Raw genomic sequence first — 22,062 nt, 5'->3', positions numbered from 1 at the left:
GCTGCGGCTCAGTCGGACCGGCTCCCCAGTCGGCCCCTGCGTCGCTACCGCCCCTCTCAGGCGGTCGGCCGACGAGATCGTCCGGCACGAGCAGTGGAAACCGGCAATGCGACTGTCCCAGGCGCGTACACCTCCGGCGCGAGCAGCAGCACCAGCAGCCCCGCCGCCAACTCCATCCGGCCGTCCAGGGCGCTGCTGGCCGACCCGCCGGTGCTGGTGCTCGACGAGCCGACCGAAAGCCTCGACCCGGTGACCGCCGACGCGATCACCCGGGACCTGCTGACCTGGCCGGGCGGCGGGACCTGCGACCGGCGGCGCCGTCAGGGGAACCGCGTCCGCCCGCTCCCGCCCATCGCGGTCCGCGGCATCTCGCAGATCGTCCTCTCGGTCCTCCCGCGGATCATCGGGCGCCGTGCTTCGGTGAGAACGCCCTGCGCGACCACCCGGAAGACCTGGCGACCAGGGAGACGCGTTCCATCGGCGGCCCGGACGGCACCGCAAACGCCGCGTGTCCAGAGAGCAGATGAGCAAACAGCGGAGGCGGACCCCAGCAGCACAGCACACCACCTGCCCGGGGCCGGTCAACGCCACGCCGCCTTCCCCCAGGACGGGCCTACCGGCCGATGAATCGTCACGGCACGAGGGCGGAAGTCGACCAGCAGCGCAGGCGATCATCCTCGGGCGCGATTTCGGCGGCCGCTTTGCTCGTCGCGGCCGCGGCGCGCTCCAAATGCTCCAGCACACACCGTTGCGACATAGCCGGACCAGCGGTGGGAAGCGATCGACCGTGCGGCTGATCTAGCGCAACGTCACCGTCCCCGCGTTGCGCCATGGGCCACGGAGTCGGCGCGGCGGTGCAGGGCGATCGCTGACGGCTGGAGTCGGTTGTGAGGCGGCCGCCTCGTCGACTGCGGCCGCCGTTCGAGGTACCGACGGATCGTGGTCAGTTGTCCTCGAGGACGCGGACCTCGTAGGTCTCGATGACGGGGTTGGCGAGCAGGGTGTCCGCGATCGTGCGGACGCGTTCCACGGCGGCCTCGTCGGCGGGGCCGTCCAGCTCCACCTCGAAGCGCTTGCCCTGGCGGACGGCGGTCACCCCCTCGAAGCCGAGCTGCGGCAGCTTGCGGGCGATCGCCTGCCCCTGAGGATCGAGGATTTCCGGCTTGAGCATGACGTCGACGACGACCCGCGCCACGACTGCCCCCTCACTGATCTGGGCTTTCACTGTCGCGTTGAAGCGTACGGCACCCCGGCCGCCTCCCCCTCCCGAGGGAGGGGACGGGCCCCGCGGCCCGCGGGACTTCACAAAGATCTTCACCGGCTTCACAGCCGACGCCGTCGTCCCAGCGGCCAGAATGTTCATCGCTGCGCTCACGGCCCTGTGTCGGGTCGCGCCGCAGCCGCACGTCCGGACGATGATCAGCGTCGGACGTCCACGTGTCTCGCGATGCGCCCGCAGGCGCGGTCAAAGGAGGGGAACCAGCAATCGACCGCGATGATCTCGCGGCCGTACCGGGCGGCCGTGCACCCCGGCATGCGACGGAACTCACGCCGCACCGCATCCGAGATGGCACGCCTGCCGGAGTTCACCGGGCTCTGAAACCACACCGTCGGCGCCGCCGTGCGCGGCGCGGGCGTCGAACCGCGGACACTCGCGCAACCGAACGTCCGGGCGGGCTCAACGGCGCGCGGCGCATCGGACGAGTCGGGGCGGCGCCGCCAGTTCGCGACCGAACGCGGGGCGATCGCCCGCCCGGTCTGGCAACCGCGGAGTCTCGCCCCGTCCCCCGGGTTTCCTCCAAGGAGGTCGGATGAACGTTGAGGAGCTGACTCCCCCGGAGCGCCGTCTGTGGAAGGCGTTCCCGAAGGGGGAGCCGGTCGATCTGTCCAGCGGCGACCCGGCGTTCGACGATCCCGCGCAGTCCGGGCGCTGGGGCGCCGACCGGGTGATCCGCGCGGAGGTGCTGGTCGCGCTGCTGGCGGGCGCGGCCGAGCCCGAGCCGGGCCATGTCGCGGCGGTGCGGTTGACGGGGGCGCGGATCGTCGGGTCGCTCAACCTGGGGCACGCCGAGGTGACGGCGCCGCTGGCGCTGACCGGCTGCGTCTTCGACGAGGCGCCGCACCTGTACTGGGCGAGCATGAACAGCGTCCACATGATGCGCTGCCGCCTGCCCGGGCTGGTGGCGTCCGGGGCCCGGGTGGACGGGCACCTGTGGCTGGAGGGCAGCCGCATCTCCGGCGGGCTGTGGCTGGACGGCGCGCACATCACCGGCATCCTCAACATGTCGGGCGTGCACCTGGCCAACCCGGGCGGGGACGCGCTGCTGGCCGACCGGCTCACCGTCGACGCCAACGTCTACTGCGACCAGGGCTTCGCCGCGGCCGGCGAGGTGCGGCTGCCCGGCGCGCGGGTCGGCGGGCAGCTGATCTTCCGGTCGGCGCGGCTGCACAACCCGTCGGGCGCCGCCCTGTACGCCAGCCGCCTGGACGTGGCCGCCAACGTGTTCTGCGACGGCGGGTTCGCCGCGCGCGGGGAGATCCGGCTGCGGGGCGCGCGGGTCGGCGGCTACCTGTCGTTCGTCGGCGCGGATCTGGTGCACCCGGAGCGGACCGCGCTCAACGCCGACGATCTGCAGGTGGAGACCGACGTGTACTGCTCCGACGGCTTCTCGGCGACGGGCGCGGTCAGCTTCGCCGGGGCGCGGGTGTCGGGGCAGCTCAACCTGAGCGGCGCCCGGCTGCGGCACGAGAACGGCACGGCGCTCAACCTGGAGCGGCTGCAGGCCGAGGAGGTGCTGCTGCGTCCGGCCGAGCAGGTCGAGGGGGTGGTCGACCTGGCGTACGCGCGCATCAACCTGCTGCGCGACGACCCGGCGACCTGGCCGAAGCGGCTGCAGCTGGACGGCCTGCAGTACGAGAACCTGGATCCGCCGCTGGACGCCCGGCAGCGCCTGGAGTGGCTGCGCCGCGACACCGACGGCTACCAGCCGCAGCCGTACGAGCGGCTCGCGCAGACCTACCGCGCGCTGGGCCTGGACGCCGACGGGCGCACGGTGCTGCTGGCCAAGGCCCGGGACCACCGCCGGACGCAGGGACTCCCCCGCAAGATCATCGGTTGGTTGCAGGACATCCTGGTCGGTTACGGCTATCGGCCGTTCCGCGCGATGAGCTGGCTGGCCGGGCTGCTGGCGTTCGGCACGATCGTCTTCTCGCTACACAAACCGCAGATCCTGAATGAGGACGACCACCCGCACTTCAACGCGTTCTTCTACACTCTGGACCTGCTGCTGCCCGTCGGCGACCTCGGGCAGGAGCGGGTGTTCGCGCCCGAGGGCATCTACCAGTGGATCGCCAACCTGCTGGTGGCCGCGGGCTTCATCCTGGGATTGACCGTCGCCGCCGGCGTCACCCGCGCGCTGTCGCGCGAGTGACGCCAGTCGTTGTCATCGCGAATAGTCGTCACCCTTCGTAGAGAAGATCGTCACGCATAATCACGGCGGAGGCGGGGACGCGGCCGACGGGTAGAAAACAAGCAAACGAGGGCTTGCGCCCCTGGGAGTGACGTCTGCCACGATTGCCTTGCGGCATACGTCCCTTACCTGGGGCGGCGTGCCATAGACGCCGGCCGGCATGCGGCGACCCCGTAGTCCCGGCCCCGATCGAGGAGTGTCATCGATGGCGATCGACTCCGCGCGCGGCGCGCCCGACGTCCATGAGCTCGACGACCCCGAGCTCATCCAGCTGCTCACCCCCGAAGGGGAGCGCGTCGAGCATCCCGACTATCCCCTGGAGCTGACGCCGGACGAGGTCCGCGGCCTGTACCGCGACCTGGTGATCGTCCGGCGGATCGACCGGGAGGCGGTGGCCCTCACCCGCCAGGGCGAGCTGGGCCTGTGGGCCTCCCTGCTCGGCCAGGAGGCCGCCCAGATCGGCTCCGGGCGGGCGCTCGGCGAGCACGACATGGCCTTCCCCACCTACCGCGAGCACGGCGTGGCCTGGTGCCGCGACGTCGACCCGCTCAAGCTGCTGGGCCTGTTCCGCGGTGTGAACAACGGCGGGTGGGACCCTGCGGAGCACAACTTCCACCTGTACACGATCGTGATCGGCAGCCAGACGCTGCACGCGACCGGGTACGCGATGGGCGTCCAGCGCGACGGGGTGCTGGGCACGCCCAACGCGGGCGCGACCATCGCCTACTTCGGCGACGGCGCCACCTCCCAGGGCGACGTGAACGAGTCGTTCGTGTTCGCGTCGGTCTTCAACGCGCCGATCGTGTTCTTCTGCCAGAACAACCAGTGGGCCATCTCCGAGCCGCTGGAGAAGCAGTCGCGCATCCCGCTCTACCGGCGCGCGCAGGGCTACGGCTTCCCCGGCCTGCGGGTGGACGGCAACGACGTGTTCGCCTGCCTGGCGGTGACGCGCAAGGCCCTGGAGGCGGCCCGGACGGGCCAGGGGCCGACGCTGATCGAGGCCTACACGTACCGGATGGGCGCCCACACCACCACCGACGACCCCACGCGCTACCGCCTCAAGGCCGAGGAGGAGGCGTGGAAGCTGAAGGACCCGATCGAGCGGGTCAAGGCGTACCTGGTGCGCAACGACCTCGCCGACAACGCCTTCTTCGAGGAGATCGAGGCCGAGGCCAAGCAGGTCGCGGCCGACCTGCGCAAGGGGTGCCTGGCGATGCCCGACCCCGGGCCGATGGACATGTTCGCCCACGTCTACGCCGAGGCGCACCCGCTGATGACCGAGGAGCAGGAGCAGTTCGCCGCCTACCTGGCGTCCTTCAAGGAGGTGTCGTCGTGACGACCGAGACGCTGACGCTGGGCAAGGCGCTGAACGCCGGCCTGCGCAAGGCGATGGAGAACGACCCCAAGGTCCTCGTGATGGGCGAGGACGTCGGCAAGCTCGGCGGGGTGTTCCGGGTGACCGACGGGCTGCAGAAGGACTTCGGCGAGGAGCGCGTGATCGACACGCCGCTGGCCGAGTCCGGCATCGTCGGCACCGCGATCGGCCTGGCGCTGCGCGGCTACCGCCCGGTCGTGGAGATCCAGTTCGACGGGTTCGTGTTCCCCGCCGCCGACCAGATCATCACCCAGCTCGCCAAGATGCGGATGCGGTCGCTGGGCGCGCTGAGCCTGCCGGTCGTGGTGCGGATCCCGTGCGGCGGCGGCATCGGCGCGGTGGAGCACCACAGCGAGTCGCCCGAGGCGTACTTCACCCACACCGCGGGTCTGCGGGTGGTGGCGTGCTCCAACCCGTCGGACGCGTACACGATGATCCAGCAGTCGATCGCCTCGCCCGACCCGGTGATCTTCTTCGAGCCCAAGCGCCGGTACTGGGACAAGGCGCCCGTCGACGTCTCCGCCGCCCCCGAGAGCTGGACGCCGCTGCACCGCGCCCGCGTCGTCCAGCAGGGCGACGACGTGACGGTGCTGGCGTACGGGCCGATGGTGAAGACCTGCCTGGAGGCGGCGGCCGCGGCCGCCGAGGAGGGCCGGTCGCTGGAGGTCATCGACCTGCGCTCGCTCAACCCGCTGGACATCGACGCGGTCGTCGCGTCGGTCGAGCGCACCGGCCGGTGCGTGGTGGTGCACGAGGCGCCGGTGTTCTCCGGCTACGGCGCCGAGCTCGCCGCGCGCATCACCGAGCGCTGCTTCTACCGGCTGGAGGCGCCGGTGCTGCGGGTGGGCGGGTTCTCCACCCCGTACCCGCCGTCCCGGCTGGAGGACCACTACCTGCCCGACTTGGACCGGGTCCTGGACGCGGTCGACCGGACGTTCGCGTGGTGACGGCGAGGGACGCGGTGATGAGCGAGGTCAAGCAGTTCAATCTGCCCGACGTGGGCGAGGGCCTGACCGAGGCCGAGATCGTCAAGTGGCATGTGGCGCCGGGCGACCAGGTCGAGATCAACCAGACGATCGTGGAGATCGAGACCGCGAAGGCGATCGTCGAGCTGCCCTGCCCGTACGAGGGCGTGGTGGCGGACCTGCTGGTCCCCGAGGGGCAGACGGTGGACGTCGGCACGCCGATCATCGCGGTCAGCGTCTCCGGCGGGGACGCCGCTCCGGCCGCGGCCGCGCCGGCGGCCGAGGCGCCCAAGCAGGAGGCGGTGCCGGCTCCGGACGAGCCGGGCATGGTGCAGCCGGACGAGCCGAAGCGCCAGCCGGTCCTCGTCGGGTACGGGGTGAAGCCGGGGGCGACGAAGCGCCGTCCGCGCAAGCGGCCCGCCGCGCCCGCCGCGCCCGCCCCGGCGCCGCAGCCCAACGGCCGTCCACAGCCTGTGGACAAGCGCGTCCTGGCCAAGCCGCCCGTGCGGAAGATGGCCAAGGACCTCGGGGTGGACCTGTCGACGATCGTCGGGACGGGCCCGGCCGGGTCCATCACCCGCGACGACGTCCAGGCGGCCGCCTCCCGGCAGCAGGCGCCCGCGGCCGCGCCGCAGGCGCCCGCGCCGGTCCTGCGGGGCGAGGAGGAGCGGATCCCGGTCCGGGGCGTGCGGCGCAGCACGGCGACGGCGATGGTCTCCTCGGCGTTCACCGCCCCGCACGTCACCGAGTGGCTGCAGGTCGACATGACCGCCACGATGGACGCGGTGCGGCGGCTGCGCGAGATGCCGGACTTCGCCGGGCTGAAGGTGTCGCCGCTGCTGCTGGTGGCCAAGGCGCTGCTGGTCGCGGTCCGGCGGCACCCGATGATCAACTCGTCGTGGGTCGGCGAGGGCGACTCGGCGGAGATCGTCGTCAAGCCGTACGTGAACCTGGGGATCGCCGCCGCCACGCCGCGGGGCCTGCTGGTGCCCAACATCAAGGACGCCCACGCCAAGCCGCTGCCGGAGCTGGCGCGGGCGCTCAACGAGCTGGTCGACACGGCCCGCGCGGGCAAGGCGTCCCCGGCCGACCTGACCGGCGGCACGATCACGATCACCAACATCGGCGTGTTCGGCGTGGACGCGGGCACCCCGATCCTCACGCCGGGCGAGGCGGCCATCCTGGCCGTCGGCCAGGTGCGGGACATGCCGTGGGTGCACGAGGGCGAGCTGGCGGTCCGCAAGGTCGCCACGCTGGCGCTGTCGTTCGACCACCGCATCATCGACGGCGAGCTGGGCTCGAAGGTGCTGCGGGACGTCGGCGACATGCTGGAGGACCCGCTGCACATGCTCGTCTGGTCCTGACGGGCCCGCCGCGACGGGTTCGCGGGGGTCGGAGCCGTGCCGCTCCGGCCCCCGCGGTCATTTCACCGGCGCGTTTCAGTTCACCGGCACCCTCAGTTCACCGGCACCCTCAGTCCACCGGCACATTGTCGATCTTCCCGAAGGGGCCCGCGTCGAAGGTGACCTTCGTGACGGTGCCGGGCGGCGCGGGGAAGTAGACGAAGCCGCGCGCGGGCTGTCCGACGCCCGTGCGGAAGGTGGCGCGTCCCGGGTCGACGTACGCGGCGTACGCCCCGGGCGCGGCGGGCCCGATGCGCACGGCGCGGTACACGTCCTTGCCGCCGGGTGCGCTGACGGAGAACGCGGTGAACGCGCCTCCCGGGTAGTCCTTGTGCGCGTACGAGGCGTCGGGCGGGGTGTTCCCGGGCCCCTCGTTGACGATCTCGAAGACGGCGACCAGGTACGCGCCGTCGCGGTAGAACGGCTTGACGTCCAATCGCCGTTTCGCCTGCCCGAACCGTCCGGTGCGGCTGGCGACCGTCGCGCCGTCCCGCGCCCGGAACTCCGCCGGTGAGGGGGTCGCGGACGGAGTCGGCGTGGCGGACGCGGACAGGGTCGGCGTGGCGGACGCCGTGGAGGCCGTGGAGGTCGCCGACGGCGGCCTGGCGCCGGGGGCCTGCTGCCGCACCCGGTAGGAGATCACCACGCGGCGGTTGCGGGCGCGGGCCGCCGCGTCGCCGGAACCGCCCTCCTTGGCGACCGGGTCGGCCTCGCCCTTGCCCGTCGCGGTGAAGGTGAACGACGCGCCGAGCCGGTTCTTCAGCTCCTTGACCACGGCCTCCGCGCGCCGCCGCGACAGGTCGAGGTTCCGCGAGGCGTCACCGGCGCTGTCGGTGTGCCCGTCGACGGCGATGGGCCGGGCGGGGTCGGCCTTCTGCCGGATGTCGGCGGCGGCCTGGTCGAGCACCTGCCGGGCGCGGGCGGACGGCTTGTCGGAGTCGGAGTCGAACAGCGCGTCCGCGCGCAGGCTCAGCGACTCCTCGGCGGGGCCGGAGACCACGTCCCGGACCTCGCCCTCGGTGATGTCGTACAGATCGATCGCGCCGCCGCCGGGGGCCTGGGAGGCGCCGGGCGACGCGGTGGGCGAGGCGGTGGGCGAGGTGGTGGGCGCGGCACCGGGCGTCGCCGCCGCGGCCGCGGTGGCGGTCGGCGCGGACGAGGTCGAGGCGGACGAGGTCGGGGCGGACGCGGCGGCGGTGGTGACCGGCACGCCGGTGAACTCCCCGGCCGTCCCCGGTGTGATCACCGTGATCCGCTGGACGTCCGGCGGCAGCGGCGGGTATTCGACGGTCATCTCCTGCGGGGTGTTCACGGTGAGCCGGGACGGCTGCCCGCCGGTCAGCGGCCGGTAGAACCGGCGGTTGACCGGGTCCAGCAGCGAGACGGCGAACGGCATCGTGCCCGCGGCGGCCGTCGGCGAGGGCGTGGCGGCCTCCAGCGGCGTGAGGGTGAGCCGCAGCACCGACCGGGTCGGCTGCCGTTCGACGCCTTTGATCTCGATGCGCGCGTGCAGCCCGTCCGCCGCGCCGAACCAGCCCTCCTTGACCAGCCCGCCGCCCGCCGGCGGCGGCGCGCTCATCGGGCCGCCGGACGCCCGGGGCGGGTCCACCCAGACGGCCGCGGGCGGGGAGTCGGAGCAGCCCGCGGTCACGATCAGCACCGCGGTCATCGGGACGGCCGATGAGAGGACGAACCTGCGCACCGCCATGGGGCACTCCGCTTCCGACAGCCACTCGTCGCCGGACACCCTAGCGACGCACCGCCCCCGAGGGACACCACGGCGGCCACCGTGGTCAGGGCTGCTTTCCGCACCCGGGAGACCGGCGCGTGATGAGGGCCTGTTCGCGGTGAAAGGGGACGGGCCCCGTCACCGTGGGCGGTGACGGGGCCCGCTGCATTCGGACCGGGAGGGGGAGGAGAGGCCGGTCAGAACGCGTCCTCGGACAGCTCCATGACGTCGAGGGTGGTCGCCTCGGTGGCGGCGCGGTCGGCGGCCAGGCGAGGCAGCACGTTGGCGCAGAAGTACTGGGCCGCGGCCACCTTGCCCTGGTAGAACGCCTTGTCGGCGTCGGAGGCGCCGGCGTCCAGCTTGCTCAGCGCGACCTCGGCCTGGCGGCACAGCAGCCAGCCCACGACCAGGTCGCCGGCGGCCATCAGCAGGCGGGTGGTGTTGAGGCCGACCTTGTAGATCTCGCGCGGGTTCTCCATCGACGCCATCGCCCAGCCGATCATCGGCTGCAGCATGCCCTGGAAGTCCTCCAGGGCCCGGGCGAGGGCGGCGCGCTCGGTCTTGAGGCGGCCGTTGCCCGCCTCGCCCTGGGCGAAGCGGCGGATCTGGTCGCCCAGCGCGGTCAGCGCCTTGCCCTGGTCGCGCAGGATCTTGCGGAAGAAGAAGTCCAGGCCCTGGATGGCGGTGGTGCCCTCGTACAGGGTGTCGATCTTGGAGTCGCGGATGTACTGCTCGACCGGGTAGTCCTGCAGGAAGCCCGAGCCGCCGAAGGTCTGCAGCGAGTCGGAGCCGAGCAGGGCGTAGGCGCGTTCGGAGCCGAAGCCCTTGACGATCGGCAGCAGCAGGTCGTTCATCTTCTCGGCCTGCTCGTCCTTGCGGCCCTCGTGCTCGGCGATCTGCATCGCGTCCTGGTAGGTGGCGGTGAACAGCACCAGGGCGCGCATGCCCTCGGCGTAGGCCTTCTGGGTCATCAGACTGCGCCGCACGTCCGGGTGGTGGGTGATGGTGACGCGCGGGGCGGTCTTGTCGGTCATCTGGGTCATGTCGGCGCCCTGGACGCGCTCCTTGGCGTACTCCAGCGCGTTCAGGTACCCGGTGGACAGCGTGGAGATGGCCTTGGTGCCGACCATCATCCGGGCGTGCTCGATGACCATGAACATCTGCCGGATGCCGTCGTGCACGCCGCCGACCAGGTAGCCGATGGCCGGGTGCTTCTCCCCGAAGGTCAGCTCGCAGGTCGTGGAGACCTTCAGGCCCATCTTCTTCTCGACGTTGGTGACGTAGACGCCGTTGCGCTCGCCGAGCTCGCCGGTCTCCAGGTCGACCAGGTACTTGGGCACCAGGAACATCGACAGGCCCTTGGTGCCCGGGCCGGCGCCCTCGGGGCGGGCCAGCACGAGGTGGAAGATGTTCTCGGCCATGTCGTGCTCGGCCGAGGTGATGAAGCGCTTGACGCCCTCGATGTGCCAGGTGCCGTCGGGCTGCTCGACGGCCTTGGTGCGGCCCGCGCCGACGTCGGAGCCCGCGTCCGGCTCGGTGAGCACCATGGTGGAGCCCCAGCGCCGTTCGATGGCCAGCTCGGCGAACCGCTTCTGCTCCGGGGTGCCGATCATGTAGAGCAGCCGGGCGAAGGCGGGGCCGCTGCCGAACATCCACACGGCCGGGTTGGCGCCGAGCACCATCTCGGCGACCGACCAGATCAGCGAGCGGGGCGCGTTGGTGCCGCCGAGCTCCTCGGGCAGCTCCAGCCGCCACCACTCGGCGTCCATCCACGCCTGGAACGACTTCTTGAAGCTCTCCGGCATGGTCACGGTGCCGGTGGCCGGGTCGAACACCGGCGGGTTGCGGTCGGCGTCCGCGAAGGATTCGGCCAGCGGCCCGGAGGCCAGGCGCTCGACCTCTTCCAGGATGCTGCGGGCGGTGTCGGCGTCGACCTCGGCGAAGGGTCCGGTGCCGAGGACCTCGCCGCGTCCGAGGACCTCGAAGAGGTTGAACTCCAGGTCCCGGAGGTTGCTCTTGTAGTGCCCCATCGAAGCTCCTTGCCTTGGCCGGGGGTGGGCGGCGGGCACCGACCCCGACCGACCTCCCGGGTGACGTATGGCGCTCGTAAAGTACTGGTCGGTAACTACGACCATGCTACCCGCTGGTAACCAGTGCCAACCACACGTTCCGAATACGGTTCCGCGCACTGCGGGGCGGCGCGACGCGCGCACGAGCGAGAAAGTGACGCAAATCACATGGCGTCGTGACGCGAGACGGGATATCGCTCATCGGGTTCACAAGGGGACGCTCGGCGCCGTGTGAAGCGTCCACACTGCGGGCATACGGCCCGGCAAAGGGGCCGCGACGAGGACTTTCGCGGCCCGGCGTCGGCCGCGCCCCGTTTCTCCACCCGGACGCGGCGCGCGCGCAGGCGGCCCGGCGGCCGGCGGCCGAACCGTCCGGACGGGGGTTCGAACGGCGGGCCCCGCTGCGGCAGGATCGGCTATCCGGCCGTCGTTTCCGTCGGTGACCCAGCGCCCGCAGCCGCACCCCGTACCCGACAAGGAGAACGCCCATGAACCCGACGGAGTCCCCGAGGCTCACCGTCATCGGCACCGGCTACCTCGGCGCCACCCACGCGATCTGCATGGCCGTCCTGGGCTACGAGGTCCTGGGCGTGGACGTGGACGAACGCAAGATCGCCAAACTGGCCGCGGGCGAGGTGCCGTTCTTCGAGCCGGGCCTGCCCGAGCTGCTGACCAAGGCGCTGGAGTCGGGGCGGCTGCGCTTCACCACCTCCTTCGCCGAGGCCGGGGAGTTCGGCGACGTCCACTTCATCTGCGTGGGCACCCCGCAGCAGCCCGGGTCGGACGCCTGCGACCTGTCCTATGTCAACGCCGCCGTCGACTCCCTCGCCCCCCACCTGACCCGGCGCTGCCTGGTGGTGGGCAAGTCCACGGTCCCGGTCGGCACGGCCGCGGAGCTCACCGTCCGCCTGCAGGAGCTCGCGCCCGCGGGCGCCGACGTCGAGTTGGCCTGGAACCCCGAGTTCCTGCGCGAGGGCTACGCCGTCGACGACACCATGCACCCCGACCGGCTGGTGTTCGGGGTCGCCTCCGACTGGGCCGACGAGCGGCTGCGCGCGGCGTTCCGCCCCATCCTCGAGCAGGGCACCCCCGTGATCCGCACCGACCTGGCCACCGCCGAGCTGGTCAAGGTCGCCGCCAACTCCTTCCTCGCCACCAAGATCTCCTACATCAACGCGATGGCCGAGGTGTGCGAGGCCGTCGGTGCCGACGTCAAGGACCTGGCCGACTCGCTGGCCCTGGACGACCGGATCGGCGGCAAGTTCCTCAAGCCCGGCCTCGGCTTCGGCGGCGGCTGCCTGCCCAAGGACATCCGGGCGTTCGCGCACCGCGCCGAGGAGATCGGTGTGGGCCACGCGGTGGCGTTCCTGCGCGAGGTGGACGCGATCAACCGGCGGCGCCGCGCCCGCACCGTCGACCTGGTGCGCGAGCTGCTCGGCGGGCAGATCTCCGGGCGCCGCATCGCCTGCTGGGGCGCGGCGTTCAAGCCCAACTCCGACGACATCCGCGACGCGCCCGCGCTCGACGTGGCGCGCACCATGCACGGCCTCGGCGGGTACGTGCGGGTGTACGACCCGGCCGCCCTCGACAACGCCCGCCGCGCCTTCCCCGAGCTGCGCTACGGCGAGAACGCCTTGGACGTGGCCAGGGACGCGGACGTGGTGGTGCTGCTGACCGAGTGGTCGGAGTTCCGGGAGATCGACCCGGACGCGCTGGCCGAGGTGGTCGCGCACCGCAGGATCGTGGACGGGCGGCACGCGCTGGACGCGGCCCGCTGGCGCGCCGCGGGCTGGGAGTACCGCGCCCTCGGCCGCTCCTGACCCTCGATTCGGGAGAAGGGAAGCCCCTCGGGTCGCCGTCTGGTTGGATAAGGGCCGAGGGTTCTCCACGTGCCCTCCCGGACGGGACGTGCGCCGTACCCGGTCAGGACACGACGACCCGCCGGCATCGGCCGCTCGTCCCGTCCGGGAGGGGAACACGGCCTGGTTCCTCGTCCTCGCCGCCGCCCTGGTCGAAGTCGCCGCCCTGTCCGAAGTGGCCGCCCTGGTCGAAGCGGCGGCGATGCCGGCGCTGAAGGCCGCCCGCGTCCCGGCGAGGTCTACTCTCTTCTCAGCGGCGTCCGCTCCCCTCGGCGGCGTCCACCCCCCGCCGTCCGCCTGAACCGGCCACGGCCTCGGGGAACGCACGCCTCAGGGGCCACGTCTACTTGACGAGGGCGCTGCGCGCCCAATCCTTCGGAGGGGAGTACGACGTGGTCTTCAAGAAGCTGATGCAGGCGCTCGGAGTCGGCGGCCCGCAGGTCGAGACGGTCCTGCACAACCCCAACACCACCCCCGGCGGCGTGATCACCGGCGAGGTGACGATCCTCGGGGGCGAGCACGACTCCGACATCAAGGGCGTCAACCTCGCCCTGCGCACCCGCGTCGAGATCGAGTCCGGGGACAGCGAGTACAAGGCCGACCTGGAGTACGCCAAGGTGCCGATCGCCGGGCCGTTCCGGCTCGACGACGGCGCCCGCCACACCATCCCCTTCCAGCTGCCCATCCCGTGGGAGGCGCCGCTCACCCACTTCTACGGGCGGCCGCTGCACGGCACCACCGTCGGCGTCGCCACCGAGCTGGAGGTCGCGCGCGCCGTCGACGCCACCGACCTGGACCCCATCGCGGTGCACCCGCTGCCCGCCCAGGAGCGCATCCTCACGGCGTTCGCCAACCTCGGCTTCGTGTTCCGCAACGCCGACTGCGAGAAGGGCCGCATCTGGGGCGTCCACCAGGAGCTGCCGTTCTACCAGGAGATCGAGTACTACCCGCCGGCGCGGTTCGCCCGCGGCATCAACCAGCTCGAAGTGACCTTCGTGTCGTACCCGCAGTCGATGGAGGTCGTCCTGGAGCTCGACAAGCGCGGCGGCGTGTTCACCGAGGGCCACGACGCGTTCGCCCGCTTCACGGTCGACTACGCCACCGTGAACAACACCAACTGGGAGCAGGAGCTCGAGAACTACCTCCAGCAGGCGGCGCGTCGCCGCGGCCTCTTCTGAGCCCCGAGAGCGTTCGCGTGTGCCGCGGCAGGCTCAGGCGGAGAGAGGCTTCGTGACGCACCCTTCCGGGCTCAGCGAAACCGAACAACGGCTCTGGGCGGCGTTCCCGACGGGCTCCCGCGTGGTCCTCGGGGACGACCGTCCGGCCGGGCCGGAACCCGGACGGATCGTCCGCGCCGAGGTGATCCGGCAATTGCTGCTCGGCGCGTGCGAACCGCGCGAGGGGTTCGTGGCGGCCGTCCGGCTGCGCGGCGCGTACATCATCGGGCGGCTGGACGTGTCGGGCGGCGCCGTCGAGCACGAGCTGCGGCTGGAGCGCTGCCACCTGGTCGAGCAGCCCGACTTCTCCAACGCCCGCACCCGGCAGCTGCGCCTGTCGGAGTGCCGGCTGCCCGGGTTCGACGGCGGCGGCCTGCAGGCCGACGGCTACCTCAGCCTGTCCCGCTCGGTGATCGACGGGCAGGTGCGGCTGCCGCGCGCCCAGCTCATGGGCGGGCTGCGGATGAACGGCACCGTGATCACCGAGACCGACCCGGCCGAGTGGGCGGTGTTCAGCGGCGGGCTGGTCGTCGAGGCCGGCGCCTTCATCCGCGACGCGAAGATCACCGGCGGGGTGCGGCTGGTCGGGGCGCGCATGAACGGCGGGCTGTTCATGGAGGGCACCGCGCTGCGCAATCCGGGGCGGCTCGCCATGGACGCGCAGAACATGATCGTCGAGGACGCCGCCGAGTTCAGCCGGGGCTTCACCGCCCTCGGCACGATGCGGCTGCGCAGTGCCCGGATCAACGGCACCCTGTCGTTCTCCAGGGCCGTGCTGGACTCCGGCGACCCTGCGCGGATGGCCCTGCACGCCAGCCACATCCACGCCGACGAGCTGATCCTGCTGCCGGAGCGCCGGATCGAGGGCCGGGTGTCGCTGTCGTACTCCCGGATCAACCTGATCATGGACGATCCGGCCGTCTGGCCGGACGAGCTGTACCTCAACGGGCTCACCTACGAGCTGCTGCGCGGCGGCGGCTTCCGCGACCGGCTCGACTGGGTGAACCGGGACAAGCAGTTCCACCTGCAGCCGTACGAGCAGCTCGCCGCCTGGTACCACGGCGTCGGCCACGACGACCTGGCGCGCAAGGTGCAGCTGGCCAAGCTGCGCACCCGGCGCCGCAACCTGGCCAACCCCGTGGGCAAGGCGTGGGGGTGCCTGCTCGACTGGACCGTCGGGTACGGCTACCGGCCGTGGCTGGCGTTCGGGTGGTTCGCGTTCCTGGTGACGCTCGGCACGGTCGTGTTCTCGGTCGACAGGCCGCACCCCATCAAGCCGCCGGACGAACGGCCCGACTACCACGCCCTCGTCTACACCCTGGACCTGCTCATCCCGATCGACACGTTCGGGCAGCAGCAGGCCTTCGACCCGACCGGCTGGTCCCGCTGGGTGGCGTACGCGCTGATCGCCACGGGGTGGATCCTGGCCACCGCGCTGATCGCGGGCGTGACCCGCGTGCTGCGCCCCAGCTAGGCGCCGGCGCACGAGGCGGCGCCGCGCACCGGGCCGGGCGCATCGACGAGGCGGCGACGACCCATCGACCGCGGGCGCGGGGGGCATCGACCGCGGGCACGGGGGCATCCTCCGCCGCGTGGATCTTCCAGAATGGGGCGCCATGGGCACGTATCTGATCACCGGGGCGACCGGGGGCATCGGCACCGCGGTCGCCGAGCTGCTGCGCGACCGCGGGCACGAGCTGATCCTCACCGGCCGTTCGGCGGACCGGCTGGCCGCGCTGGCCGCGTCGCTGCGCGGCGGGGCCCACGCGCAGACGCAGCTCATCGTCCGCGAGCGCAACGGCGACCCGGCCGCGGCCGCCGCCCGCGCCGCCACCGGCGCCGACGCGCCGATCCGCACGCTGCCGCTGGACCTGACCGAGCCGCGCCGGCTGGAGGCGGCGCTGGCCGAGGCGGGGCTGCCCGAGCGGCTGGACGGGCTGGTGCACTGCGCGGGCGTCGTCCACCTGGGGGCGGTGGCCGAGCTGGACGCCGACCGGTGGCTGGAGCACCTGAACGTCAACCTGGTGTCGGCGGCGGAGCTGACGCGGCTGCTGCTGCCCGCGCTGCGCGCCGCGCAGGGGCACGTGGTGTTCGTCAACTCCACGGCGGGGCTGCGGGCCAACCCGCACTGGTCGGCCTACGCGGCCAGCAAGTTCGGGATGCGGGCGCTGGCGGACTCGCTGCGCGCCGAGGAGCCCGAGCTGCGGGTGACGTCGGTCTTCCCGGGGCGGACCGCCACCGAGATGCAGCGCAAGGTGCGCGTCCAGGAGGGCGGCGAGTACGTCCCGGACGACTTCATGGCGCCGGCCACGGTGGCGCGGGTGGTGGTGTCGGCTCTGGAGACGCCGCGCGACGCGGTCGTGGCCGAGGTGGCGGTGCGTCCGCGCTAGCGGTCAGACCGAGGGGTAGGGCGGCACGGCGGGCTCGCGGCGGCGCTGGCGCAGCAGCCAGGACGCGAGCACGCCGCCGATCATGCCGAACAGGTGGCCCTGCCAGGAGATCCCCGGGTCGCTGGGCAGCACGCCGAAGATCAGCCCGCCGTACAGCAGCACCACCCCGGCGGCGATCGCCAGGTCCAGCAGGCGGCGTTCGAACAGGCCGCGGCCGAGCAGGTAGCCGAAGAAGCCGAAGATCAGGATGCTGGAGCCCAGGGTGTTGGCGGAGCTGGTGAACCACACGCCGAGGCCGCCCACCACGATGATCATCAGGCTGGCGGCGAGGAACTTGGCGATCCCGCGCACCGCGGCCAGGAAGCCCAGGACCACGAACGGCACGGTGTTGCCGATCAGGTGCCCGAAGCCCCCGTGCATGAACGGCGCGGTGAAGACGTCCGGCAGGTCGTCCACGTCGTGCGGCTGGATGCCGAAGGCGTCCAGGCGTCCGCCGAGCGCGTAGTCGAACATCTCCAGGATCCACATGCCGGCGGTGACCGCGCCGATGAGAACGAAGGCTCCGAGGGCCCGCGCGCCGTGGGTCGCGAGTCCTTCGGAAGGGTGCCGTCCCTGCCGCTCGGGGGAATAGCTCATGTCCGCCACCGTAGGTGTGAAAGACGCTCCCGTCACCGAACCAACGAACCAGGTCGTCCCTGTGTGCCAGGCCCGGTGGCGGACGGGTGTCCGCTGTGCGCCGAGGGGCGCGAGCGGCGCGGTGTCGGCGGCGGCGACCGTCGTGCCGGCGGACGTGCGCGCGACCGCGCGGTCAGGCGGCCTGGTCGGCCTGGTGCTCCTCGACGTCCCCCCGCACGGAGAACACCGGCAGCGGACGACGCGTCGGCGCGTCGGCGGAACGGCGCAGGTAGCGGCGCTCCTCCGGGGTCGTGCCGCCCCAGATGCCGTCGGGCTCGCCCACGCTCAGCGCCCAGGACAGGCACTCCGCACGGACCGGGCAGTTCCCGCAGATGGCCTTGGCCGCCGCGATCTGCTCCTGCAGGATCGGGGCGCTGTAACCGACGGGGAAGAACAGGTCGGGGTCGGCGCCGCGGCAGATGGCGTGGTCGGTCCAGTGCTCGTCGTTGTCGGTGTGGAACATGAACATGGTCTCTCCCGCCGGTGTCCGAGCGTCCGGCACCGGAGGCTCTGGGGTGGGGAAAGCTTGTCGAACACAACGTAGTACTACACGGCGTAGTACTACAAGTCATGGTGGCCGACCGCACGGAGCGTCCCGCCGTTACCCTGGGGCGATGCGCCAGAGCCCGACGTTCCGCCGGGCGACGCGCGACGACCTGCCGCAGATCGTCCGCCTGCTGGCCGACGACCCCCTCGGCGCGTCCCGCGAGTCCCCCGGCGAGGTGATCCCCGAGTGCTACCTGCGGGCCTTCGAGGCCATCTGCGCCGATCCCCGCAACGAGCTCGTCGTGGCCGAGCTCGACGGCGCCGTCGTCGGCACGCTGCAGCTCACCTTCATCCCGGGCCTCACGTATCGCGGCGGCGAACGCGCCCAGATCGAGGGCGTCCGCGTCTCCGCCGACCAGCGCGGCCGCGGCATCGGACAGGCGATGATCACCTGGGCCGTCGAGCAGGCCCGCGCCCGTGGCTGCCGGCTCGTCCAGCTCACCACGGACCGCCGCCGTCCCGAGGCGATCCGTTTCTACCAGAAGCTGGGCTTCCAGCCGTCCCATACGGGCATGAAGTACCACCTGCCCGGCCCTTAAACCCGCTCAAAGGACGCTTTCGACGGCGATCCGTCTCGCCCCGGCGGGCGTCGCGCGGCGTCCATCAATCGCGCGACGTCCTGCGGTGATGTGCGCCATCGACCTGCTCGTCGCGCTCAGCGGTGGACGGCGTCCAGCCGCACAACTCCATCAACCGCGCAGCACCCAGCCACGCGACGTTCATTGGCTGCCTGGGCGCCCGGCCTCGCAACGGCCGTCCACCGCTCGGCGCCCAGCCGGCGGACGTCGCCCCACCCCGGCCCCTGACCAGCCGCTCGAAGCGTTCGGGGCACCGGCGTCGCCGGTGCCCCGTCGTCATCAGGAGGCGCGTTCGCGTTCTTCGACGAGGCGGAGCGCGACGTCGATGATCATGTCTTCCTGACCGCCGACGTAGCCGGCCTCGCCGACGCGCTGGAGGATCTCGTGGGCGGGGACGCCGTAGCGTTCGGCGGCGCGTTCGGCGTGCAGCAGGAAGCTGGAGTACACGCCCGCGTACCCCTGGGTGATCGCGGAGCGGTCCGCGAACGGCAGGCGCGGCAGGAACGGACGGACGACGTCCTCGGCCGCGGCCATCACCCCTTGGACGTCCACCCCGGTGGTGTAGCCGAGGCGTTCGAAGGTGGCCGCCACGACCTCGGTGGGGGCGTTGCCGGCGCCCGCGCCGAGCGCGCACAGGGCCCCGTCGATCTGCCGGGCGCCGTTCTGGGCGGCCAGCACGGAGTTGGCGACGCCGAGCGACAGGTTCTGGTGGCCGTGGAAGCCGACCTGCGCCTCGTGCCCGATTTCCTCGACCAGAGCGCGGACCCGGGCCTGGGCGTCGGCGAGGACCATCGCGCCGGCCGAGTCGACGACGTAGACGCACTGCGCGCCGCCGTCCACCATGATGCGGGCCTGGCGGGCGAGCTCGGCCGGGCCGATGCGGTGCGACAGCATGAGGAACCCGACGGTCTCCATGCCCAGGTCGCGGGCGGCGGCGAAGTGCTGGAGGGAGACGTCGGCCTCGGTGCAGTGCGTGGCGATCCGCGCCACGGACGCGCCCGCGTCATGGGCGCGGCGCAGGTCCTCCACGGTGCCCACGCCGGGCAGCAGCAGCACCGCGATGCGGGCGGTCTTGGCCTCGTCCACGGCCGCCGCGATCAGCTTGATCTCGTCTTCCAGCGAGAAGCCGTAGTTGAACGAGGAGCCGCCCAGCCCGTCGCCGTGCGCCACCTCGATCACCTCGACGCCGGCGGAGTCCAGCGCGTGCACCACGCCGCGGACCTGCTCCTCGGTGAAGCGGTGCGCCATCGCGTGGCTGCCGTCCCGCAGCGTCGAGTCGGTGATCCTGATCCGCCCGTTCTCCTCGGTCATCGCGTCACCTTCTCTCCGGGCGCCAGGCGCGCCAGCTCCTCGCCGACGCGGGCGGCGGCGGCCGTCATGATGTCGAGGTTGCCGGCCCAGGGCGGCAGGTAGTCCCCGTTGCCCTTGACCTCCAGGAACACCGCCACGCGGGCATTGCCGCCCCAGTCGTCGCGCGGCTCGTCGAACTGCGGTTCGGCGCGCAGCCGGTAGCCGGGGACGTACTCGGCGACCCGCGCGGCCATCTCGGTGATCGACTCGGCGATCGCCGCGGTGTCGGCGTCCGGCGGGATCGCGCAGAACACCGTGTCCCGCATGATCATCGGGGGTTCCACGGGGTTGAGGATGATGATGGCCTTGCCGCGGGCCGCGCCGCCGACCTGCTCGATCGCGCGGGCGGTGGTCTGGGTGAACTCGTCGATGTTGGCGCGCGTGCCCGGCCCCGCCGACCGCGAGGCGATCGACGCGACGATCTCGGCGTAGGGCACCGGGACCAGGCGGGACACCGCGTGCACGATCGGGATGGTGGCCTGCCCGCCGCAGGTGATCATGTTGAGGTTGGGCGTGCCCGCCAGGCCGGAGAGGTTGACCGGCGGGCAGACGAACGGCCCGACCGCCGCCGGCGTCAGGTCCACCGCCTGGATGCCGGCCTCCTCGTAGCGCGGCGCGTGCGCCTGGTGCGCCTTGGCGGAGGTCGCCTCGAACACCAGGTCGGGCAGGTCGTCCTGGGCCAGCAGCCAGTCGACGCCCTCCGCGCTGGTGCGCACCCCGAGGTCGCGCGCCCGGGCCAGCCCGTCGGAGTCCGGGTCCACCCCGACCATGGAGTGCACCTCGATCTCCTCCGAGCGCAGCAGTTTGATCAGAAGGTCGGTGCCGATGTTGCCCGACCCGACGATCGCCGCCGTCAGCATGCCGCCTCCCGCCGGCGGCGGTGACGGTCCCCGGCGGCGCCGCCTCGCACCATGTCCACCTGCGTGTCCTTTCCTCGTTACGCCGCAACCCTGAGGTCGCCCGGACGTCCGCCGCAAGGAATCCGTCCCGTCTGGTGGGACGAACGCGGGCGCGGCGCGGGCGGAGGGGGCCGGGCCGCCGGCGGCGGCGCCCCGGCTCTGGGGCGAGCGGATGAAGGCCAACGCGAGGGCGAGCGGCACCGTCCCCCGAGGAAAGGCGGCGATGGGTCCGAAAACGCGGGATAAAGCATCGTCACAGCGAGGCAAGAAAATCAGGGCGCCGCCCGATTGGACGATACGTTTGTATGGAGCACTGAATTTTCACACAAGGGGCGGTGCGTCATGACCGACGTCACCTATCCGCTCGCCCGCCGGCGCGCCCTCGATCCGCCCGCCGAGGCCGTGGAGCTGGCCCGGCGCGGGCCCGTCCACCGCATGGTCTACGGCGACGGCCATCGGGGATGGCTGGTGACCGGTTTCGCGGCCGCCCGCGCGGTGCTGGCCGACCCCCGTTTCAGCAACAGGCCCGAGCACATGCACCCGCCGGTGTCGGGCCGCTTGGGCGAGCTCCTGCGCGATCCCGAGTTCCAGGCGCCGCCCGGGTTCTTCCTTCGCCTCGACCCGCCGGACCACACCCGCTTCCGCAAACTGCTCACCGGCCAGTTCACCGTGCGCCGGATGAAAATGCTGGAGCCGCGCATCGAAGAGATCGCGGGCGGGTTCCTGGACGCGATGCAGGCCGCCGGGCCGCCCGCCGACCTGGTCGAGATGTTCGCGCTGCCCGTCCCGTCCATGGTGATCTGCGAGCTGCTCGGCGTCCCGTACGAGGACCGGGACCGGTTCCAGCGCGACAGCAAGACGCTGCTCAGCCTGCACACCACGGCCGACGAGGCGCGGGCCGCCATGCGGCGGACGCTGGACTACATGGCCGAGCTGGTGCGCCGCAAGCGCGCCGAACCCGGCGACGACCTGCTCAGCGGCCTGATCGAGACCGGCGAGCTCAAGGACGACGAGCTCGCCGGCGTGGCGATGCTGCTGCTGATCGCCGGGCACGAGACGACCGCCAACATGCTCGGCCTGGGCACCTACGCGCTGCTCACCCATCCCGACCAGCTCGCCGCCATGCGCGCCGGCCCGGCCACCGTCGACGGCGCCGTCGAGGAGCTGCTGCGGCACCTGACGATCGTGCACATCGGCCCGACCCGGACCGCGCTGGAGGACGTCGAGCTCGCCGGCCGGACGATCAAGGCCGGGGACAGCGTCACCCTCGACCTGCGGGTCGCCAACCGCGACCCGTCCCGCTTCCCCGACGGGGACCGGCTCGACCTCACCCGCGGGTCCGCCGGGCACCTGGCGTTCGGGCACGGCGTCCACCAGTGCCTCGGCCAGCAGCTCGCGCGCGCCGAGATGCGCATCGCCTACCCGGCGCTGCTGCGGCGCTTCCCGCGGCTGCGCCTGGCCGTCCCCGCCGACGACGTGCCGATGCGCGCCGACATGGCGATCTACGGCGTGCATCGCCTTCCCGTGACCTGGTAGG

The 22,062-nt window shown here is 72.4% G+C and carries 17 protein-coding genes and 1 riboswitch; of the genes, 10 read left to right on the top strand and 7 right to left on the bottom strand.

Features of this window, described 5'->3' with window-relative positions:
- Window positions 1-943: 943 nt before the first annotated feature.
- Window positions 944-1,195: a phosphoribosylformylglycinamidine synthase subunit PurS gene (gene purS / locus AR3_RS31480; RefSeq protein ID WP_067911903.1), complete on the bottom strand. Its 252-nt coding sequence runs from the start codon at window positions 1,193-1,195 to the stop codon at window positions 944-946.
- A gap of 616 nt (window positions 1,196-1,811) precedes the next feature.
- Here purS and AR3_RS09895 point away from each other — a divergent pair.
- From AR3_RS09895 to AR3_RS09880, 4 genes are all read left to right on the top strand, one after another.
- Window positions 1,812-3,431, top strand: a complete 1,620-nt coding sequence (locus AR3_RS09895; RefSeq protein WP_067911900.1) for a hypothetical protein — start codon at window positions 1,812-1,814, stop codon at window positions 3,429-3,431.
- 244 nt (window positions 3,432-3,675) lie between these two features.
- Window positions 3,676-4,806, top strand: coding sequence for a pyruvate dehydrogenase (acetyl-transferring) E1 component subunit alpha (gene pdhA, locus AR3_RS09890; protein ID WP_067911897.1), 1,131 nt, complete (start codon window positions 3,676-3,678; stop codon window positions 4,804-4,806).
- Window positions 4,803-5,792, top strand: a complete 990-nt coding sequence (locus AR3_RS09885; protein WP_067911894.1) for an alpha-ketoacid dehydrogenase subunit beta — start codon at window positions 4,803-4,805, stop codon at window positions 5,790-5,792. The genes pdhA and AR3_RS09885 overlap by 4 nt, the downstream gene beginning before the upstream one ends.
- A 17-nt stretch (window positions 5,793-5,809) precedes the next feature.
- On the top strand, window positions 5,810-7,174 hold the full coding sequence (locus AR3_RS09880) for a dihydrolipoamide acetyltransferase family protein (protein WP_067911956.1): 1,365 nt from the start codon (window positions 5,810-5,812) through the stop codon (window positions 7,172-7,174).
- Window positions 7,175-7,283: 109 nt separating this feature from the next.
- Here the strand turns inward: AR3_RS09880 and AR3_RS32580 are convergent, their stop codons facing one another.
- Window positions 7,284-8,921, bottom strand: a complete 1,638-nt coding sequence (locus AR3_RS32580) for an OmpA family protein (protein ID WP_067911891.1) — start codon at window positions 8,919-8,921, stop codon at window positions 7,284-7,286.
- Window positions 8,922-9,139: 218 nt separating this feature from the next.
- A complete protein-coding gene (locus AR3_RS09870) occupies window positions 9,140-10,972 on the bottom strand; it encodes an acyl-CoA dehydrogenase (RefSeq protein WP_067911886.1) in 1,833 nt (610 codons plus the stop codon).
- Between the two features lie 527 nt (window positions 10,973-11,499).
- Between AR3_RS09870 and AR3_RS09865 the strand changes: the two genes are divergently transcribed.
- The 4 genes from AR3_RS09865 (at window position 11,500) to AR3_RS09845 (ending at window position 16,477) form a co-directional block, all read left to right on the top strand.
- Window positions 11,500-12,831 (top strand): UDP-glucose dehydrogenase family protein, encoded by a 1,332-nt coding sequence (locus AR3_RS09865; RefSeq protein ID WP_067911883.1) that lies wholly within the window; start codon window positions 11,500-11,502, stop codon window positions 12,829-12,831.
- 53 nt (window positions 12,832-12,884) lie between these two features.
- Window positions 12,885-12,954, top strand: a riboswitch (guanidine-III (ykkC-III) riboswitch).
- A 308-nt stretch (window positions 12,955-13,262) separates the two neighbouring features.
- Window positions 13,263-14,048 (top strand): sporulation protein, encoded by a 786-nt coding sequence (locus tag AR3_RS09855; RefSeq protein WP_067911874.1) that lies wholly within the window; start codon window positions 13,263-13,265, stop codon window positions 14,046-14,048.
- A gap of 52 nt (window positions 14,049-14,100) precedes the next feature.
- Window positions 14,101-15,561 (top strand): hypothetical protein, encoded by a 1,461-nt coding sequence (locus AR3_RS09850; protein WP_067911870.1) that lies wholly within the window; start codon window positions 14,101-14,103, stop codon window positions 15,559-15,561.
- Between the two features lie 142 nt (window positions 15,562-15,703).
- Complete coding sequence (locus AR3_RS09845; protein WP_067911866.1) at window positions 15,704-16,477, top strand: SDR family oxidoreductase; 774 nt, start codon at window positions 15,704-15,706, stop codon at window positions 16,475-16,477.
- 3 nt (window positions 16,478-16,480) lie between these two features.
- On the opposite strand, the gene AR3_RS09840 is transcribed toward AR3_RS09845, so the two are convergent.
- Window positions 16,481-17,113, bottom strand: coding sequence for a rhomboid family intramembrane serine protease (locus tag AR3_RS09840; protein ID WP_067911861.1), 633 nt, complete (start codon window positions 17,111-17,113; stop codon window positions 16,481-16,483).
- Between the two features lie 172 nt (window positions 17,114-17,285).
- Window positions 17,286-17,621, bottom strand: a complete 336-nt coding sequence (locus tag AR3_RS09835) for a WhiB family transcriptional regulator (RefSeq protein ID WP_390098436.1) — start codon at window positions 17,619-17,621, stop codon at window positions 17,286-17,288.
- 145 nt (window positions 17,622-17,766) lie between these two features.
- Between AR3_RS09835 and AR3_RS09830 the strand changes: the two genes are divergently transcribed.
- The gene (locus tag AR3_RS09830; RefSeq protein ID WP_067911858.1) at window positions 17,767-18,237 is read left to right on the top strand and encodes a GNAT family N-acetyltransferase; all 471 of its coding nucleotides are present in this window, start codon (window positions 17,767-17,769) and stop codon (window positions 18,235-18,237) included.
- Window positions 18,238-18,555: 318 nt separating this feature from the next.
- On the opposite strand, the gene dmpG is transcribed toward AR3_RS09830, so the two are convergent.
- Together dmpG and AR3_RS09820 are read right to left on the bottom strand one after the other, a co-directional pair.
- Window positions 18,556-19,587: a 4-hydroxy-2-oxovalerate aldolase gene (gene dmpG, locus AR3_RS09825; RefSeq protein ID WP_067911855.1), complete on the bottom strand. Its 1,032-nt coding sequence runs from the start codon at window positions 19,585-19,587 to the stop codon at window positions 18,556-18,558.
- A complete protein-coding gene (locus AR3_RS09820) occupies window positions 19,584-20,486 on the bottom strand; it encodes an acetaldehyde dehydrogenase (acetylating) (protein WP_067911852.1) in 903 nt (300 codons plus the stop codon). Before AR3_RS09820 ends, dmpG begins: the two co-directional genes overlap by 4 nt.
- A 381-nt stretch (window positions 20,487-20,867) precedes the next feature.
- On the opposite strand from AR3_RS09820, the gene AR3_RS09815 reads away from it, so the two are divergent.
- Window positions 20,868-22,061: a cytochrome P450 gene (locus tag AR3_RS09815; RefSeq protein ID WP_067911848.1), complete on the top strand. Its 1,194-nt coding sequence runs from the start codon at window positions 20,868-20,870 to the stop codon at window positions 22,059-22,061.
- The last annotated feature ends 1 nt before the right edge of the window (window position 22,062 follow it).

This window comes from Actinomadura rubrobrunea NBRC 15275 (assembly GCF_001552235.1).
GTDB lineage: Bacteria > Actinomycetota > Actinomycetes > Streptosporangiales > Streptosporangiaceae > Spirillospora > Spirillospora viridilutea.
Note: the sequence above shows the minus strand (reverse complement) of the source record. Positions and strands in the feature narration are given on the sequence as shown.

Excerpts from the sequence above, each read along its gene's own strand:
- AR3_RS09895 (WP_067911900.1), top strand. The coding sequence starts at position 1,812 with ATGAACGTTGAGGAGCTGACTCCCCCGGAGCGCCGTCTGTGGAAGGCG.
- pdhA (WP_067911897.1), top strand. The coding sequence starts at position 3,676 with ATGGCGATCGACTCCGCGCGCGGCGCGCCCGACGTCCATGAGCTCGAC.
- AR3_RS09880 (WP_067911956.1), top strand. The coding sequence starts at position 5,810 with ATGAGCGAGGTCAAGCAGTTCAATCTGCCCGACGTGGGCGAGGGCCTG.
- AR3_RS32580 (WP_067911891.1), bottom strand. The coding sequence starts at position 8,921 with ATGGCGGTGCGCAGGTTCGTCCTCTCATCGGCCGTCCCGATGACCGCG.
- AR3_RS09870 (WP_067911886.1), bottom strand. The coding sequence starts at position 10,972 with ATGGGGCACTACAAGAGCAACCTCCGGGACCTGGAGTTCAACCTCTTC.
- AR3_RS09865 (WP_067911883.1), top strand. The coding sequence starts at position 11,500 with ATGAACCCGACGGAGTCCCCGAGGCTCACCGTCATCGGCACCGGCTAC.
- AR3_RS09845 (WP_067911866.1), top strand. The coding sequence starts at position 15,704 with ATGGGCACGTATCTGATCACCGGGGCGACCGGGGGCATCGGCACCGCG.
- AR3_RS09840 (WP_067911861.1), bottom strand. The coding sequence starts at position 17,113 with ATGAGCTATTCCCCCGAGCGGCAGGGACGGCACCCTTCCGAAGGACTC.
- AR3_RS09835 (WP_390098436.1), bottom strand. The coding sequence starts at position 17,621 with ATGTTCATGTTCCACACCGACAACGACGAGCACTGGACCGACCACGCC.
- AR3_RS09830 (WP_067911858.1), top strand. The coding sequence starts at position 17,767 with ATGCGCCAGAGCCCGACGTTCCGCCGGGCGACGCGCGACGACCTGCCG.
- dmpG (WP_067911855.1), bottom strand. The coding sequence starts at position 19,587 with ATGACCGAGGAGAACGGGCGGATCAGGATCACCGACTCGACGCTGCGG.
- AR3_RS09820 (WP_067911852.1), bottom strand. The coding sequence starts at position 20,486 with ATGCTGACGGCGGCGATCGTCGGGTCGGGCAACATCGGCACCGACCTT.
- AR3_RS09815 (WP_067911848.1), top strand. The coding sequence starts at position 20,868 with ATGACCGACGTCACCTATCCGCTCGCCCGCCGGCGCGCCCTCGATCCG.